17 protein-coding genes and 1 tRNA gene are annotated in these 16,869 nt (G+C 44.4%); 9 read left to right on the top strand and 9 right to left on the bottom strand.

The window, feature by feature from the left end; translation table 11 throughout:
- Positions 1 to 149: 149 nt before the first annotated feature.
- The 3 genes from ANME2D_RS17930 (at position 150) to ANME2D_RS07295 (ending at position 2,829) form a co-directional block, all read left to right on the top strand.
- Positions 150 to 1,091: a cupredoxin domain-containing protein gene (locus ANME2D_RS17930; protein ID WP_198527369.1), complete on the top strand. Its 942-nt coding sequence runs from the start codon at positions 150 to 152 to the stop codon at positions 1,089 to 1,091.
- Positions 1,081 to 2,457 carry an asparagine synthetase B family protein gene (locus ANME2D_RS07300; RefSeq protein ID WP_157834008.1) on the top strand — a complete coding sequence of 459 codons (1,377 nt, stop codon included), beginning with the start codon at positions 1,081 to 1,083 and terminating at the stop codon, positions 2,455 to 2,457. Before ANME2D_RS17930 ends, ANME2D_RS07300 begins: the two co-directional genes overlap by 11 nt.
- Positions 2,458 to 2,744: 287 nt before the next feature.
- Positions 2,745 to 2,829 (top strand) — tRNA-Leu (locus ANME2D_RS07295).
- A 29-nt stretch (positions 2,830 to 2,858) separates the two neighbouring features.
- Here the strand turns inward: ANME2D_RS07295 and ANME2D_RS07290 are convergent.
- Positions 2,859 to 3,719 carry a damage-control phosphatase ARMT1 family protein gene (locus ANME2D_RS07290; RefSeq protein WP_048090548.1) on the bottom strand — a complete coding sequence of 287 codons (861 nt, stop codon included), beginning with the start codon at positions 3,717 to 3,719 and terminating at the stop codon, positions 2,859 to 2,861.
- A 19-nt stretch (positions 3,720 to 3,738) separates the two neighbouring features.
- Entirely contained in the window at positions 3,739 to 6,321 is a 2,583-nt protein-coding gene (locus tag ANME2D_RS07285; RefSeq protein WP_048090130.1) for a DNA-directed DNA polymerase, read from the bottom strand.
- 58 nt (positions 6,322 to 6,379) lie between these two features.
- Between ANME2D_RS07285 and ANME2D_RS07280 the strand changes: the two genes are divergently transcribed.
- The 3 genes from ANME2D_RS07280 (at position 6,380) to ANME2D_RS07270 (ending at position 9,023) form a co-directional block, all read left to right on the top strand.
- Entirely contained in the window at positions 6,380 to 6,907 is a 528-nt protein-coding gene (locus tag ANME2D_RS07280) for an NTPase (protein ID WP_048090128.1), read from the top strand.
- Between the two features lie 8 nt (positions 6,908 to 6,915).
- Complete coding sequence (locus ANME2D_RS07275) at positions 6,916 to 8,061, top strand: tRNA (guanine(10)-N(2))-dimethyltransferase (protein ID WP_048090126.1); 1,146 nt, start codon at positions 6,916 to 6,918, stop codon at positions 8,059 to 8,061.
- A gap of 173 nt (positions 8,062 to 8,234) precedes the next feature.
- Positions 8,235 to 9,023 carry an oxygen-binding di-iron domain-containing protein gene (locus ANME2D_RS07270; RefSeq protein ID WP_048090125.1) on the top strand — a complete coding sequence of 263 codons (789 nt, stop codon included), beginning with the start codon at positions 8,235 to 8,237 and terminating at the stop codon, positions 9,021 to 9,023.
- 80 nt (positions 9,024 to 9,103) lie between these two features.
- Here the strand turns inward: ANME2D_RS07270 and ANME2D_RS07265 are convergent, their stop codons facing one another.
- The 4 genes from ANME2D_RS07265 to ANME2D_RS07255 form a co-directional block, all read right to left on the bottom strand.
- Positions 9,104 to 9,448, bottom strand: coding sequence for a hypothetical protein (locus tag ANME2D_RS07265; RefSeq protein ID WP_206741771.1), 345 nt, complete (start codon positions 9,446 to 9,448; stop codon positions 9,104 to 9,106).
- Positions 9,449 to 9,500: 52 nt separating this feature from the next.
- Entirely contained in the window at positions 9,501 to 9,827 is a 327-nt protein-coding gene (locus ANME2D_RS07260) for a hypothetical protein (protein WP_157834006.1), read from the bottom strand.
- Between the two features lie 95 nt (positions 9,828 to 9,922).
- Complete coding sequence (locus tag ANME2D_RS18545; RefSeq protein WP_206741770.1) at positions 9,923 to 10,093, bottom strand: hypothetical protein; 171 nt, start codon at positions 10,091 to 10,093, stop codon at positions 9,923 to 9,925.
- Positions 10,094 to 10,152: 59 nt separating this feature from the next.
- Complete coding sequence (locus tag ANME2D_RS07255) at positions 10,153 to 11,460, bottom strand: TrpB-like pyridoxal phosphate-dependent enzyme (RefSeq protein WP_048090122.1); 1,308 nt, start codon at positions 11,458 to 11,460, stop codon at positions 10,153 to 10,155.
- An 86-nt stretch (positions 11,461 to 11,546) separates the two neighbouring features.
- Here ANME2D_RS07255 and ANME2D_RS07250 point away from each other — a divergent pair, with 86 nt between their 5' ends.
- On the top strand, positions 11,547 to 12,473 hold the full coding sequence (locus ANME2D_RS07250) for an alpha/beta fold hydrolase (protein ID WP_048090121.1): 927 nt from the start codon (positions 11,547 to 11,549) through the stop codon (positions 12,471 to 12,473).
- A 132-nt stretch (positions 12,474 to 12,605) separates the two neighbouring features.
- Positions 12,606 to 13,013, top strand: coding sequence for a hypothetical protein (locus ANME2D_RS07245; RefSeq protein ID WP_048090120.1), 408 nt, complete (start codon positions 12,606 to 12,608; stop codon positions 13,011 to 13,013).
- Here the strand turns inward: ANME2D_RS07245 and ANME2D_RS07240 are convergent.
- From ANME2D_RS07240 to ANME2D_RS07230, 3 genes are all read right to left on the bottom strand, one after another.
- Positions 13,010 to 14,050 (bottom strand): radical SAM protein, encoded by a 1,041-nt coding sequence (locus ANME2D_RS07240; RefSeq protein ID WP_048090119.1) that lies wholly within the window; start codon positions 14,048 to 14,050, stop codon positions 13,010 to 13,012. The two genes, ANME2D_RS07245 and ANME2D_RS07240, sit on opposite strands and share 4 nt — an antisense overlap.
- A gap of 67 nt (positions 14,051 to 14,117) precedes the next feature.
- Positions 14,118 to 15,611: a tetraether lipid synthase Tes gene (gene tes / locus ANME2D_RS07235; RefSeq protein WP_048090546.1), complete on the bottom strand. Its 1,494-nt coding sequence runs from the start codon at positions 15,609 to 15,611 to the stop codon at positions 14,118 to 14,120.
- A 287-nt stretch (positions 15,612 to 15,898) separates the two neighbouring features.
- Positions 15,899 to 16,438 carry a VTT domain-containing protein gene (locus ANME2D_RS07230; protein ID WP_048090118.1) on the bottom strand — a complete coding sequence of 180 codons (540 nt, stop codon included), beginning with the start codon at positions 16,436 to 16,438 and terminating at the stop codon, positions 15,899 to 15,901.
- A gap of 189 nt (positions 16,439 to 16,627) precedes the next feature.
- Between ANME2D_RS07230 and ANME2D_RS07225 the strand changes: the two genes are divergently transcribed.
- Positions 16,628 to 16,858: an Lrp/AsnC ligand binding domain-containing protein gene (locus ANME2D_RS07225; RefSeq protein WP_048090117.1), complete on the top strand. Its 231-nt coding sequence runs from the start codon at positions 16,628 to 16,630 to the stop codon at positions 16,856 to 16,858.
- Positions 16,859 to 16,869: the final 11 nt, after the last annotated feature.

Genomic DNA, 16,869 nt, shown 5'->3' with positions numbered 1-16,869 from the left:
TATTCATTTATAAAGTCTTCCAAACAGTAATTTATTTTTGGAAAACGCACATTCAGCCCTACAGCATATTAACTGTTTAAGTATATAATTCTTATTTCTATAACTATATCATAATAATTATTACTATAAGACAATAAGTATTTTAAGCAATGATTACCGTACATAGTACAGGTGACCTGATGTATAAAACTCCTCTTATCTTATTAATCCTAATTACAGCCCTATCCGGCTGTATAGGCTCTGATTCCTCGACCGATAACGCTCTGATGGAAGTACAAAAATTCGAACGTGCGAATCCCGACCTTGATGGACGGATCGCTGATGTGAAATTTGACAGGGATTATATGATAGCAGGTGAAACAATCACTGCAGAACTTATTATAGTAAATACAGGTACAGAAGTAATTAATAGCGAGACTATTGAGATAAAAGCTAAAGTAAAATCACTGGAGAGTTTCCTTACAAATCTTTACCTGAAGATCATGAGTGATGAAGAGAAAACAAGGACTTTTACAATGGACTTCAATGAGGAGATCCAGCCTGGCACCGCTAAACCAATAAGTGCTGTCTTCCGGACACAGAAGGAGATGCAGGGAAGAGGACTTGCAGGCACATATGAGATCACTATCATCTTATCAGTCAATGACCAGAAGGTAGATGCAAAGGCACTTAAGTTAACACTTCACTCAGGTGAGCCCAGGGAATTCACACCCACCCCGACTCCTGCTCTAACACCTGCACTAACCATAACTCCAATTGTAACCCACACACCGGCTCCTACTCCCACACCTGAACCAGTTGTAGTAGCCACTCCAACCGGGGTATATGTAGATGTTAGAATAGTTTCTCCCGATAAATTCGGTGTTAATCAGGTACAAATAAACGCAGGTGATGAGATCGTCTGGCTCAATCGAGAGGACGAAATATACACTCTTGTTGAATTAGATAATAAAATAGGCAATATTACCCTAACTTCTAGAGCAAACTATACTTTCACTACAACAGGTAATTACCGTTTAGCTCTGACAAGGCCCAGTTTAAGGACAGTACCCAGCGTGCTCACAGTCAGTGTTAGTGCCAGTGAAAATTAGAGCCACCATGTGCGGCATAGCAGGTTCGGCAGGAGATGACTCAGGAGTATTGACCAGTAAAATGCTAGAAGCAATAAAGCACAGGGGACCAGATGGCTGCGGTACATATTCTTTTGATGATATAACACTCGGCAACGTCCTGCTCAAAATTACAGGTAGCAGAGGCCAGCCAATCCACAACAAGGGCGCGCTCACATATAACGGGGAGATCTATAATTTCACAGAGATAGCAGAAAAGCTTCGCATGATAACAGACTCAGATACTGAGGCGCTTTTTAACTTAATCGAATCGATTGGTGTTGAGGCTGCAATCAAAGAACTGGATGGTGACTACGCATTCGCCTGTGTATCTGATGAGAGACTACAGCTTGCGCGCGACCCTGCGGGTGTGAAGCCGCTTTATTATAGCAGCACTGGTGCATTATTTGCCTTTGCCTCAGAGAAAAAAGCATTATCTGCAATCGGAATGAGAGAGATTCATACACTCAGGCCAGGACACATGCTCTCTTACAGCAGCGGCAAGCTCGTAAAGGAAAAAGTGACCGGATTCGTACAGGGTGAGAGGATTACCGATGAGAACATAGCATCAGAAAAGCTATTCCATACAATAGAGCGGGCGGTGAAAAAGCGCAGCTACACACCATCAGCGATCGCATTCTCAGGCGGCCTTGATAGCTCTCTGATTGCTGCGCTGTGTCCTGAGGCAGAATTGTATTCAGTGGGAGTGGCAGGCTCGCACGATATACGACAGGCAAAAAAAGCAGCACAGCTCCTTGGCTCTGAGGATAAACTGCACCTGCATGAACTCACGATAGAAGAGGTAGAGTCTGCGATCCCTTATGTAATAAGAGCGGTTGAGTCGGCAGATCCATTAAAAGTAAGTATTGCCATGCCGCTGTTCTTAGCATCAAAAGATGCACACGATAACGGCATTCGTGTCATGCTCTCAGGCCAGGGTGCGGATGAGCTGTTTGCCGGATATAAACGATATGAATCAATGAGCCATGATGAACTTGAAGATGCGCTAAGGTGCGATCTTGATAAAATAGCAGAGAATAACCTTGAAAGGGATGATGCTGCTACTATGGTAAATGCAGTTGAGCTTCGGGTGCCGTACCTTGACAGGGAAGTTGTGGAACTGGCCCTTGCTATTGCCCCGGAGCTTAAAATACATAATAATCAGAGGAAATACATACTCAGATTATCTGCCGGGAAGCTCCTTCCTGATGAGCTTGTCTTGAAAGAAAAAAGAGCGGCACAGTACAGCAGCGGGATCTATTCGGCACTTGAGAAGCTCGCAAAGAGAAGTGGATACAGAGGAGAGCGATTCTTAGGAAGATATCTTGAAGAGTTTGAGCTTGATTGAGAGGGATCGAGAGGAATCGAAATGGGAGTGGAAAAATTTCGTTAATTTTAAATACAATGGTTATGTTAACTCCGAACCGATGGGCAGGCCATTCTTTTTTAAATAGCTTAACTCCCCCCTCCCAACCTGTCCATCATACTAATTCATAGCAGTGTGGCATAAGCCTTATAGTGTTGTAACATAAATAGGCGATAACTTCTGAGTTATATCGAAGCACAGCACAAGATTTATAATATCAGAATATGAAAAAGGCACAGAAATAAGTCTGTAAATTCAGCATATATTTTGCGAGGGTTGCCAAGTTCGGTCAAAGGCGATAGGTTCAGGGCCTATTCTCGCAGGAGTTCGTGGGTTCAAATCCCATCCCTCGCATCTAAAGCAGATCAGCCCTCGGGCTGACCTTATTCCTCTATCCTTGCCACATTCATGTTCTTCTGAAGACCCATCGCCTCTGCCACAGATTCGCATTTGGTCTTCAGAAGATATGCTATGGGCCTGAAATTATATTCAGACATGGTCTCGTAGTTCGCCATGCCCTTGCTGATTATTAGCGATGCGCTCCCGAGCGCCTCAACAAGCTCAGGAGGAGCTTCCTTAAGGCATAACCCTATGGCGTTTGAGCCTGTCGTGAGCACCCTGTCCACCTTTTTATCAAGACCAAGCTCTTTTACCTCTTTCATGGTGACATCGTTGAGTATGGGCGCGCCCCTTACTACCAGGGTGATTCTACCTCCAGACTTTCGTATCTCCTCAAACAGCAGTGTATCAAATATGATCTCACCGCAGTTATCAGCAAGGTACACCACGTTCTCAAGCATCGCCTTCATCCTGTCTGAATCATCCACATCAAGCCCATGCTGGAATTGTCTAATTATCGTTTCTTTTGCTATTTCTTTATCTGCATCAAATCCCAGTACCCCGAAATCAAATGAATTGCCCGCGATCGATACAAGCACAGCGCGCCTGAATGAATCCTTCTCGGATACAAAATCCCTTGCAATGGGCAGGAGCTTTTTCGCAGCCTCGTTGCTCTGCTGTTTTTTCACTCTATATGGGTCGATATCGCCCAGTACCCTGTACGCTTCCCTGTGGATCTTCGTGGAAAGATGCGTCGCAGGCGTACCATCAACCAGGTATTTCCTGAGCACCTCAATCCCTGCAAGCACAGCTTTATTTTGTAAAGATAGGTCTTTTGTTGATAGCTCTGCCTCAAACTGGACTCTTGATAATAAACACGGTGCACATCTTGGATGTATCTTCAATCTTCTCTCTCCTTTTTTTCTAAAAATCAAATAATGAGCGCTGCCCTTTTTGAGTCTTTTTTTCCCTCATCATTCTTAACTTTTCCCCATGCTCCCCCAGATCTGCCAGGATGCGCTCAACAGGTGGAAGTATCTGTTTATTGACATAATAATCAACATCCAGAGGTAGATTTTTCTCCCTTGCATACTCAGGGTCCTCTGCCCGCTCCACGAACAGACCGTTCCCTGCAAGGATGATAAAAGGTATTCTATCCCCAACGTTAGGGACTATCCCCCGGCTTTTTAATTTCTCCACGACCGTTATATGCGGCTGCCTGCTCTTGTAGTTCTCTACTTTTTTTGTATATTGCCTTGTTAAGATCAGCTCATCAAATAATTCGGGGTTTTTCCTGGCATCTACTTCCCTGATGCTGTCTATGGTATTCTCTACAAGCTCGATCGCATCATCTACCTTCCCCTCTTTCAGCACAAGTTCAAGAACCCGCTCTACAGTCTTCGTGGTAAGCTCGCACCAGTCGCGTCGAACGGTCTCCATACCCTTGACCTTGATCTTCTGTTTTATCCCTTCGGGGGATTTTTCCCACAGCAGGACTGCGTACCGCTTTTTAGCTATGAATATGGCGCGTCTGGCAAATGAGTCAAAAACAAGCTCCATCGGCTTCTCAAGTGAGGAAGTTACTGTTTTAGCTATCTTGCGCCCGATAAGTTCAGCATCATTATGAGTGATCCCCTCACCAATGAGATTCACAAAAACGCTGTCAGTATCCCCGTATACCACTGATAGACCAATGATCCTTCCCTCTTTTGCCTCATCTTTTGTGAATGCCTCCCCGTCCTTTAGTATTATTTCCTTTATCTCATCCTCGATAAGGGTCTTTGTACGCAGGATATTCTGGCGTCCGAAACTTGTGACAGCGCTGGCAAGGGTTAAGCTGTAGAGCCGCGCTCTTGCATATCCTGAATAGCCATAAAAGCTATTGAGGAGAATTTTGAGCGCAAGCTGCGTAGCATCAAGCACCCTGTATTCTTCGTCATCCGCAGTCTTCATTTTTTCTCGTGTTGCCTGCCTGCGGTCAAGGAGTTCCTCAAGTATAGAGGGCACTGTGCCTTTTACAATCTTATGAGAGGCAAAAACACCGCCTGAGGGGGTTTTTATTACATCATCAGGCCTGTCCTTTACTACAACCGTTGTATAGCACAGGTTATGGGCCATCATGATAGTAGGGTAGAGTGATTTGTAATCGAGTATCACGATATTCTCAAGAAGCCCCTTTTTAGGCTCAAGCACCTCGCCACCTGCGAGTTCCTCACCTTCATCAAACCGCTCATCAGACGTCTCTTCTGAGGGCTTTGCAGGCATCACCCGCTCGTGTCTTCTGTACTCACGAAGAAGGAGGTTCTCTACCATCTGGGTCTGGCCGCCGTCAAGGATATCCTGAAGCAGGGTACCGCTTGTCCTGGCAAGAGCGATATATTTATCAATAAGCCTGAGTTTCAGAACGAATCCCAGCGCCAGCTCCGCATCTCGCCTTGCATACTCTATGAATTTTGTAAGTTTTTCCCCATCATCCCTCCAGTATGTTTCCATCTCAAGGAATGGGATATCAAGCTTCTCTACACCAAGCAGTTCCTTAGCTGCGTTTTTAAGCGTGTACTGTTTCAGGCTGAATCCTCTGCGCACCAGAGGGAGCGCATCAGCAACGACACGCCCGACCGCGCTTATTCGCGTTACATTGCCCATTTTCCTGTAATAAACAGGTTTCCCATCCCTGCCCATAACCGGGTCTATCCTGGCCCCTTTCTTATTAAGGGCCTTTATCCTGTCCACGATATAAGGGATATCAAAACTGTTTGAGTTATAGCCCACCAGAATATCTGGATCGTACTCCCTTATGATCTCAAAAAACCGCCTGAGCATTGCCTCTTCGCTGCCGCAGCTCTCGATGTTCCCGTCCATATCCGTATGTTTACCTACAAGGACGAGTGTCTTTTTATCTTTAAAATCAGGAGCAAAAGCAAGACTTATAAGAATAATGGGCGATGTATCGGGCACAGGCATGGCGCCGTTTAAGGGAAGGCACTCTATATCAAATGCAAGATGCCGAAGAGGCGCATTTAGCAGGATATCAAGGGGCTCTACTTTTCGTGCTGTTATTCTGATATCGCTTGTAACATGTGTCTCAATTGAGTCCTGGACCGGCTCTGCCCTGGCCCAGCCCATTCCCCCAAGCCCGTTATCTATGAGGTACCTGTTCCGAAACAGTATATCCGACTCGTATATCTCATCCACCATCTCCCTGACATCATCACGGATAACAGGTACACCTTTGGGGTCATAAAGAATGATCTTAAGCATGGGGATCGGGTTTTTAAAATACCCGATAGGTTCAAACCGCGAAACTACCTCGATATCTTTTATATGCTCCCTGAACTCTTTCTTTAAGGTCTCCTTGCTCTCGGGCCCTGCCTTTACATAAAAATACGGCTCAAAACCGGGTACCAGGCAGCAGATACTGTTCCCAGATTCATCTCTCCCATAGAGCCTTACCACCGGCCTATCGCTGCTGTATGTGTAATCTGCGTCAAGAATCTGGAAGTTCATGCTTTAAAATCGATTTAATCCCATATAGCTTTAAGTCTTTGCATGATTATTTTTCATCATGTTAAGGATAGCAATAACAGGCAGTCCGGGCGTGGGCAAATCCACCGTCTGCCGCAATGTTCTAAAACAGTTAACCTGCACTTACGGTGGAATGGTGAGCGCAGATATCAGGGTAAAAGGAGAGCGTGTGGGGTTTGAGATAAGGGATATCGCCACAGGAAGGCAGGGGATACTTGCCCATAAGGAGGGCACAGGACCGCGCGTGGGCAGTTATCATGTCAATCTTGCTGACCTGAACAATATCGGGGTGGCTGCTATCAGAAATGCGCTGAACTCTGAGCTGGTGGTCATCGATGAGATAGCGCCGATGGAGTTCAAATCACCAGAATTTATTAGAGCGGTTGAAGAGGCGCTTGATTCAGATAAGAATATGCTTGTTGTGCTGCACCAGAAGTCCAGCCATCCACTTGCAGAGAGGATACGGAGGGAGTTTCGGGTTTATACTGCGACGCGGGAGAACAGGGAGAGGCTGGTCTATGAGATAGCGGGTAAAACAGATACATTAAAAACTATTACAGTTAAATAGTGCACTCGATGCTTACACAGATCATCACCGAAGGAACGACACGGGTGGAAGTACCTGTCCTGGATGAACGCTCAACTTTTCCTCCATCAGCGGCAGCAGTCTTCTATAATCCTGCCATGCGAATTAACAGGGATGTTTCCGTGGCGGTAATCGCATGTTTTGCAAAAGCCAATCCTGATTACACGTACCTTGATGCACTATCAGCATCAGGAATACGTGGTCTAAGAATCGCAAAAGAGGTCGGCCTCAGCACCACAATGAGCGACTGGGACGAGACCGCTTTTACTCTGATAAAGAAAAATATAGCGCTCAATAATCTCTCAAACTGCACAGCGATAAAAAGGAACGCCAATGTTGCGATGCTGGATAGCAGCTTTGATATAATTGATCTTGACCCTTTCGGAAGCCCGGCGCCTTTTCTTGATGCCGCATCTTTATCAACAAAGCGACTTCTGTGCATCACTGCAACTGACACAGCACCGCTGTGCGGCGCGCATAAAAAAGCGGGCATCAGGAGATATGCAGCCGTGCCCTTAAAGACCGAATATTACCCTGAGATGGGGGTCAGGGTTCTCATAGGCGCGATTGCCAGGACGCTTGCAAAATACGATAAAGCCATGTTTCCTTTGCTCTCCTATGCATCACAGCATTATTTCAGGGTATTTGCAGCCGTGAAAAAGAGTGTTGAAGCAGCGGATGATTGCTTAAAGAACATGGGCTTCCTGTCGCACTGCTTTAATTGCGGTGCAAGGGAATGGAGATACGGGCTGGCAGTCCATATTGAAGAGAAATGCCCCCTGTGCGGGCACACCACATCACTTGCAGGGCCGCTCTGGCTCGGCAGGCTGCACGACCGGAATTTCTGTGATGGAGTAATACTTGAGAGCAGGGAACGCGGGTTCAGGGAGGGCGAGAAGCTTGTTACAGCATGCAGGGATGAACTTGATATCCCAATGCATTACGATTACCATAAAATCTGCAAATCCCTTGGCATTACTGCAATGCCGACGGATGAGCTTGTTTTAGCTTTGAGAGAGAGGGGCTTTCAGGCTTCACGCACGCATTTCTCAGGGGTATCTTTCAAAACTGATGCAGGGATGGAGGAGATAAAGAGTGTAGTGATGGAGCTGGCTAAAGCCGCACGTTTTGAATAGGTAGCTTTATGTGTTATGTTCAACCACTATAAAATGGGGTTACTATATGTATATAAAATCGATGTTGTTAGTCTCCATCATAGCCGTGATAATTATTTTTTTCGAGCAGACTAAGAAACCTGCGATAGCACAGGAACCACCGCAAATTGTGTTTGAAAAAGGAGGTGCTTTCAATGGATAAGCCTCATCAGGTGGCGCCGGACATTGACGTCCTTCCTGCACACTTTCCGATCCTTGACATGGGATTTCTTCCGGTCAATGCCTTCGTTATTAAGGCCGCAGAGCCGGTCCTCGTTGATACAGGAATGGGAATGGACAGTGAGGAGTTCATGAAGGCGCTCGAGTCGGTCATCGACCCTCAGGATTTGAAGTGGGTGTGGCTCACCCATGATGACGCAGACCATACTGGCAGTATTCGGAAGGTTCTGGAGGCAGCACCGACGGCTCGTCTTGCAGTGAACGCCCTGGCGATGCTGAGGATGAGCACGACATGGCAGGTGCCCATGGATAGGGCCTGCTGGCTAAATTCTGGCGATAGCATCAGCGTGGGTGACCGTAAGCTGACCGCCGTCAGGCCGCCATTGTTCGATAATCCAACCACGATCGGCATCTACGACGAGAAATCTGAAACCTTCTTCTCTTCCGATTGCTTTGGTGCTATCATATCATCCCCGGTGCAGGATGCCGATGAAGTCCAAGAGGTAGATCTGGCTCAGGGCATGATCGGCTGGGCCAGCGTGGATTCCCCGTGGGTTCATACGGTGGAACCGAGCAAGTTTAACCAGGAGCTTGACAGAATTCGTCAAATGGCCCCGAGGAGTATATTATCAACACACCTGCCGCCAGCTCGAAGCAAGATGGAACAGTTCCTGAAGCTGCTTGCGGCCGTCCCTGCATCCGAACCATTTGTTGCTCCTGACCAGGCGGCACTGGAGCAGATACTGGCTCAGATGAGAAAATGATGAAACTTGAAAGGGTTTTGAACCTGGCGAAAGCCAAGAAAGTGCAGATGTACATGATAAAGAAGAGAATTGAAAAGGGCTCAGTAGCCTGAGATCATTCCAATAACCTCAAACACCAATCCAGCTACTATCAGAACCAGCATTATCCTCCAGAACCACCGCCACTTATCAGGAAAATTGAATGCAGGAGCTTTAATATTTTCATCGTATGTGTTTAAAGCCTCCTTTATCTTATCTACTTCATCAGGATCATCAACTTCGATTATGAAACTCCCCTGATAACCGCATTCCCTGCATACGTACATCTGTCCTGTGTGTATAGCGGGGAATATATGACCGCTGCTGATGCCGGAGTATTCTACACCTCCACCGCAAAAAGGGCAAATCTGATAACCCTGTACAGGTTTTATTTTGGTATTTATCATATGTCTCATCGAATCACATATAAAAAGAGGCTTTAACATCTCTTACAAGTCGTCATAAAGTCTCATTGAGTTCTCTCATTCTTAGGTCTAACAAATATTCTCTGAATGGTTCTGGATTGGTTTTTTCTGGTAATTTACTCGTTGCTGTGGATTTATCGAATTCTTCTAACAAAGCCTTAACATCATCAGGAGTCTGATTCGTTACAGGTTTAAATTCATAACCATTTCCATTTAAAAGATTTATTCCGAATAGAAGTACTCTGTTGATAGTGTTACCTGAACAATGAGAAACTCCACCATGATTTCTTCCACTCAATATATCTCTTGATGGAACTATGAACGCTGTAAAAATATCGATGTCACTATCAGGTCTGTTCATTAACCATGCGTGGGAACCGACGTTAGTAATCCATAGTGTTTTCATTTTAACCTATTTTATACACTTAATTCATACATATTCAGCAGTTCTTGTGATTAGAAGTGCCCTCCCAATACAAAAGTCGGGAGGGCGTTTGGAGGTCCAAAGAACCTGAACGCTCCGAGATACTCAAGGTTCATATAATCGTAATTTTCGTTTTTTACCTCATTATTTATGACTTCTATTATATCCTTTTCTATTCCCTCATTTTTTAAGATTTCTATCAACAGTTAGAAATGGAAGGTTTGAGGGTGGTATGGCAGGACAAAGAGTTAGCCAATCAGGCTCATTTAATATCCGTCATGTTTCCGCTAAAATAACTGTCGTATGCGCTCATGTCAAAGTGCCCGTGTCCGCTCAGGTTAAAGAGAATTGTCTTCTTCTCATCGCTCTTCCTGCATTCAAGCGCTTTATCAATCGCACATTTTATGGCATGCGCAGATTCTGGCGCAGGAACTATCCCTTCTGTTCTTGCGAATGTCACTCCGGCTTTAAATACCTCAGTCTGGTTATAAGCGACCGCATCTATCACTTTATCAGCATACAACTGGCTTACGATAGGTGAATCGCCATGATATCGAAGTCCTCCTGCGTGGATTGCAGGCGGGATATATTCATGCCCCATGGTGTACATCTTCAAAAGAGGCGTTAATCCAATGGTATCGCCAAAATCATACCTGAACTCGCCTCTGGTCAGGCTGAGACATGCTGTTGGTTCAACAGCAATCACATTCACATCCTTTGAGCCAGTTAGCTTGTCCATAATGAAAGGGAAGCTTATTCCTGAGAAATTGCTCCCTCCTCCAACGCAGCCGATAATATAGTCAGGGTATTCATCGTCCTGGGCAAGCTGCTCCTTCGCCTCCTGACCTATCACGGTCTGGTGAAGCATTACATGATTCAGCACGCTCCCGAGAGAATAGTGCGCGTTATCATGGGTTGCTGCATCTTCGATTGCCTCGCTTATCGCAATTCCAAGACTGCCAGGCGAATCAGGGTTACTGGATAATATCTTCTTTCCTGCGTTTGTCGTGTTACTCGGAGAAGGGATGACATCCGCTCCCCACAATTGCATCAGTGATTTGCGGTATGGCTTTTGCTGGTAGCTTATCTTTACCATATATACCGTGCACTTGAGATCGAAATAGCTGGTTGCAAGTGACAGAGCGCTTCCCCACTGTCCGGCACCGGTCTCTGTGGTCAGCCGCTCCATACCCTCTTTCATATTATAATACGCCTGAGCAATGGCTGTATTGGGTTTATGACTGCCTGCAGGGCTTACACCTTCGTACTTATAATAAATCCTTGCAGGTGTTTTCAACTCGGCTTCTAGACGATGCGCCCTGTATAGGGGAGAGGGGCGCCATAATGCGTAGATATCCCGAACTTCATCAGGTATTGGTATAAATTTTTCCTGGCTGACTTCCTGCTTTATCAATTCTATGGGGAAAATGGGTGAGAGGTCTTTGGGCTCCACAGGTTCTCTGGTTTGAGGGTTCAAAGGAGGAGAAAGAGGCGTAGGCATATCAGGAAGTATGTTGTACCATCTCTTCGGGATATCATTTTCATCTAAAAGTATCTTTGTTTTTTGCATAGGAACATCTCATGCTTCAATATTCATAGAAAGTATATAAGTATATCAAGTTCGCGCATTGCCGCCGATGTGCTCGAATATAATAAATGGTTATATTGAAATTTATCATAGCTGTAGTACTCACAACACAGACATACATGCGCTTTCAACATGAAATGCAATCTACACGAGAGCGGTTATTAATCGGCAGCCAGGTCATCGAGACTGCATCTGGCCCGATCGAATATGCCGACATCGGGGATGGTTATCCCGTGCTGGTGATACATGGAGCCGGAGGTGGTTATGATCAGGGTCTTATTCTATCTGAAATATTCTTGAATGATGATTTCCGCGTGATAGCTCCCTCACGGTTTGGTTTTTTGCGCACTCCACTGCCAGCCAATGCTTCACCTGCTGCTCAGGCCGATGCGTTCGCAGATCTGCTGAATGATCTGAATGTTAGTGAGGTAGCTGTCGTGGGAATCTCTGCTGGAGGGCCTTCCTCTCTTGAGTTTGCCCTGCGCTATCCTGATCGGATTTCATCCATGGTTTTGGTCTCAGCGGTTGTCCACAGGGAAGAACCGATGAATTTCATGGATAAAATAGTCCATTATGTGATATTTAATTCGGATTTCATCTTCTGGTTAATTACAAAGTATTTTGAGTCTGACCTGATTTCATTTTTGGGCGTGACTCCAGAAGTACAGGCAAAACTAACTCCAGAGGAGAAATACTGGATTTCTAATACCATTATTCCGGCGATGCATCCAATTAGCCAGCGGCAACCAGGTATGGTTAACGATAGGACTAACTCCGCATCCCTTGATTACCCTTTAGATCAAATTACTGTGCCGACACTGGTAGTCCATGCCAGAGATGATACCCTGGTTAATCCATCTCACAGTCAGTACGCTGCCCGGAACATTCCTGATGCAAAAGTAATCACGCTGGAAAGTGGTGGTCATATACTCATGGGACAACATGAAATGATCAGATCGGAGATCGTTAAGTTCCTGGAACAGCATACTCAATAAGAAAAATAGAACCCTGTGCATCAAATCAGAAACTTTTTATTATCTTCTGGTTTTTGTGTGCAACCCTCAGAAACTCACAAGTATATATTGCAAAAATTTAAATACTTTTACTTGTATTTTGATCAGAGAGACATGGGTATTAAACTTAAATCCAATGACTTTGTAAAAGTACTGGCAATAGTTGCAGGAATGGCTTTCATAATGGTCTCGGTTGCATACGGGATCACTTACATGTTTGAAGATGATTCTATTATATTTCCGATTGAGCCATACTACATCCTTTTTATATTCTCTATCGGGTTCGTTCTATTCTCGGTGTTCTTTGAAAAAGAAAGAGGTGCGATCTACCCATGGTCACTTTTGGGCGGCGCGATAGCATCAGCTATTTTCTCATTTATAATCACGGCAGCTATTGGCGGAATGCGCTTCATCTCGAATAATGGCTTCCAGCTCCTGAGTTCAGATACATGGGTCTATGCACTCTCTATATGCATTATTCTGAGCATGGTTCTATTCAATCTTGCAAAGCATAAGCTTTAGACCAGTACATCCTCAAGCCCGGCCTCTTTTACAATCTGAAGCGCCCTCTGAATTTCCTCCGGCGTAAGGGTACGGTTTATATCCGGATACTCATAAGCCCTGTAGGCAGGATTGTACTGGAACATCAGGTTAAACCTTACCTTTGGGATATTCTCCTTTGTCCACTGTACTATCGGCTTTGTGCAGCACTCAAGATGCCCCGGAAGAACGAGATGCCGCAGGAGAATTTCCCCACCTGTGTAGGCTAACATGAAATTCCTGGTCACAACCGACCAGTAATTACGCACGTTTGAATATTTCTTTGCGCACTCATCATTTCCATACCTGAAATCCCCGAGATACACATCAACAACTCCCTCAAGCAATCTTGCAATCTCATGTGAATAATACATATTCGAGTTCCACACGACCGGTATATTCATCTTCAGCGCATTCAGGATCTTCAGGATGATATGGGTATGCGGGGTTGGCGTCACAAAATTCACATTTCTGGAGCCGTATGCGCGGCGCAGTGCGATTATCCTTGCAAATTCTTGCGGCAGTATGGAGGTACCCCTCTGTGGGGCCGTGGAGATCTCCCAGTTCTGGCAGTACACGCAGGAGAAATTACACCCTGTAAAGAATACCGTATGCGATGGCACAAGCTCAGGCTCTTCGCCGTAATGAAGGAACTCGGCAGAATAGTGTGAGACCGCATCGCATCTGCAGTAGCCTGTCTCTCTTCTTCTGCGGTTTGCTCCGCATCGCCTCTCACAGAAATGGCATGCTTCGAGTATTCTATCAGCAATTGTGGCTTTCAGGTCAAGAAGAGAAGACCCTGCACGTCGGGGTAGTTCTTCTATCGATTTTACTCTATCCAGTTTCTCTCGGTAAGACTTCATCGCTCTATCGTGTAAATCCCAGAGTTCATCTATGGATGAATCATTGCTAAATTCAACGTTCACCGACTGAGATATCAAAAATTGCGAAGGAAGTTTATCCCTGGTTACATCAAGATATCTTGAGAGATAAACCGGTTCTCTGGATTGAATATGCATGTTCTGTTTAAACACTCCTCTATTAAATTCAGACTGATACTAGAAAAACATATCTATTAAAATTATTTCAGATCTGTACCTTCGCCTTTATCAGAGGTGTTGCGAACTTTCTTTCTATCTCAGCCCTGTGTATCGTGTTATACGTGCAGAAAGGTATAATCCTGCCATCAGGGGTAGCATAGTGGACTCCGCATCGCTGTATTCTATTAAGATCTATATTATAAAGATCCATAAAATGCATTGCCCCTACGAAAAGTGTGTGACGGTGGAATTCTTTAATAGCCTCCCCTGTCCCGTCCTTCAGGACATCAATGAAAAGTTTTTTCACATCTACAGATTTTGGCGCTTTTGCTGTATCGATATACTGGGGCAGAGCAGAAATAAGACTGCCGATTCTTTTTATTTTACCCAGGGATTTGCCGATCCATTTATTATCCTCAGACGCCAGTTCGTTGATATGCTCAAGGAGTCCCTCTACATCGATAAACCGGGTTATTGGTATCATCTTGCCGTTCTCTACATAGATATACGTCCCTGTACCGCAGTGCGGGTGAACTGTGAATTCGACATTAGGAATTCCCTCTTCTGCATTAACAAAATGGGAAATGGGCACGACAAAAGGTACGGGATAGAAGTCCTCTGCTGTAATAGCCCCGCCTGTCTGTTCCTGGATCAAATCAAATAGATAGGGAATAGTTACTCTCTTTTCCATCCTCTCTTCTTTATTTATCCTCCCTGTAAAAGAAACAGGCTGAAAATTAATGCCTTTGACTGTATCAATATTATTAACTGCAAACCTTATTATGTCCCCTACCTGGCTGTCGTTTACGCCTTTTGCAAGCGTGGGTACAAGAGAAACACTCCTTAAGCCTGTTGTTCTGCAGTTCTCTATGGCCTGGAGTTTTAACTTGAGGGCATTGTATCCTCTTGTAGTCTTGTAGGGTTCCTCTATTACCCCGTCAAACTGCAAATAAACAGTATGGAGGCCAGCATCAACAAGATCCTTGCAGAGCTTCAAACTTTTAGCAAGTTTAATACCATTGGTTGCCATCTGAACCTGGGTGAATTCAAACTCACTGGCCATTTTAACAATCTGGACTATATCCTCGCGCATCGTGGGTTCACCGCCAGCGAACTGAATAGCAGGGCAGGGTACAGGCTTCTCATCTCTGAGCATCTTCATCATTGCCCTGATCTGCTCTATTGATGGCTCGTAGAGGTAGCCAGTAGATGATGCATTCGCAAAGCACACCGGACACGCCTGGTTACATCTATTTGTCACATCGATATTCGCCAGAATGGTAGTTGTTCTATGGGATGGGCATAATCCGCACAGGTTAGGGCAGTCTCCAGCAGCCTGTACATTGGGATTAGTTACTCCATCTCCATCATGCCAGTAGTGATCAAACCGCTTAAACTGCTCTGCGCTCGACCAGTAGATATCCTTGAAAGACCCATGCTCGCTGCATGTCTTTTCGATCATGATTCTCCCGTTCTCCTCAAATATAGAGGCATCTATTACAGCGAGACATTCAGGGCACAACGATTTCGTTGACTTCATAACCATAACCATAACCCATTATTATTTTTTTAACGAACAATGCATTTATTATATATGAGATTTTCCTTAAGCTTGCTAAGAATACTTTCATTTTGACGCTCTATCGGATTCTATTGAAATCTCAATCTCCCACCATGTTAACAAAGCTTTTTTAGTATAAAACTATTTGCTTCAAAGCTTTAACAAAAATTACATCATTATTTTTTTAATGAGATTGTTAGTATTGAAAAAAGAGTTGTTTTTGGGAACGAAGAAGAGGTGCTCAATACACTCGAGCATTTGGGAGTTTAGAAAAAAGAAAGCCCGAATCCCAACAAGGCAAAACTAATCGCTCTTGGGATGATTCCAAAAATCCAGAAATTTTTCCAGGTAAGGTCAAGTGAACCAAAGATAATAGGGATATATGGGAAAGGAAGAAAAGCCGACAAAAGAACAACCCAACGCCCGTATCTGTCCATTCCGGAACTTATTTTTGAAACAGTCTTATCACTATAAAGTTTTTTGACTAATTTGAATCCATAAACTTTTCCAAGATGAAAACCCAGCAATGAGGCAAAAATGTGGCCTAAAATAGATATCAAAATAATTGGAACTATCTGGAAACCCAAAATTATCGCGTTTATAACCAGCAGATGCGGAGAGATGTATTGAGGAACTAATTCAAGCAAAAAAACTCCCAAAAATATAGCCACAAGACCATACCTTTCAGTAGTTGCGGTAGCAGTTTCGTTAATTTCACCTCTAAACAGGATGATCAATAAAAAAAATGCTGTAAAAATCAGAGAAATCAAAACCACTATAACCTTAAGAGCGCTCATATTAACCATAAACATATCCTGTTACCATAATTTAAAAATTTACCTTTGCGCCTTGTTAAGAATGTTTCTTAACTACCTGTCCACTTTTGGGGGTGCAGTCCAAAAAGGCGAAGTTTATTAGTATTAAAGTATATCGTTACCTAAGACCTATGATGGGTCAAGTATGGACATAACAGATATAAGGCTGGTGATTTAACCTTGGTAATCGGAGTTACACTTGTGAATGTAGTGCCAGGACAGGAAAAAGCAGCATATAATGAGCTTCTTAATGTAAAAGGAATTAAAGATGTATACCATGTTTTTGGAGAATTTGATTTTGTAGTGATAAGTAATGTTGAGGGCTTAAGCGCCCTGAATAAGCTTGTGGATACAATTCGAGAGAGCGAATATGTTACATCTACACAGACAATAGTGGGAGCTGAGCTTTAAGAGGATTAAAA

The organism is Candidatus Methanoperedens nitratireducens, from assembly GCF_000685155.1.
GTDB lineage: Archaea > Halobacteriota > Methanosarcinia > Methanosarcinales > Methanoperedenaceae > Methanoperedens > Methanoperedens nitratireducens.
The sequence above is the reverse complement of the archived record's forward strand: the minus strand, read 5'-3'. Positions and strand labels throughout refer to the sequence as shown.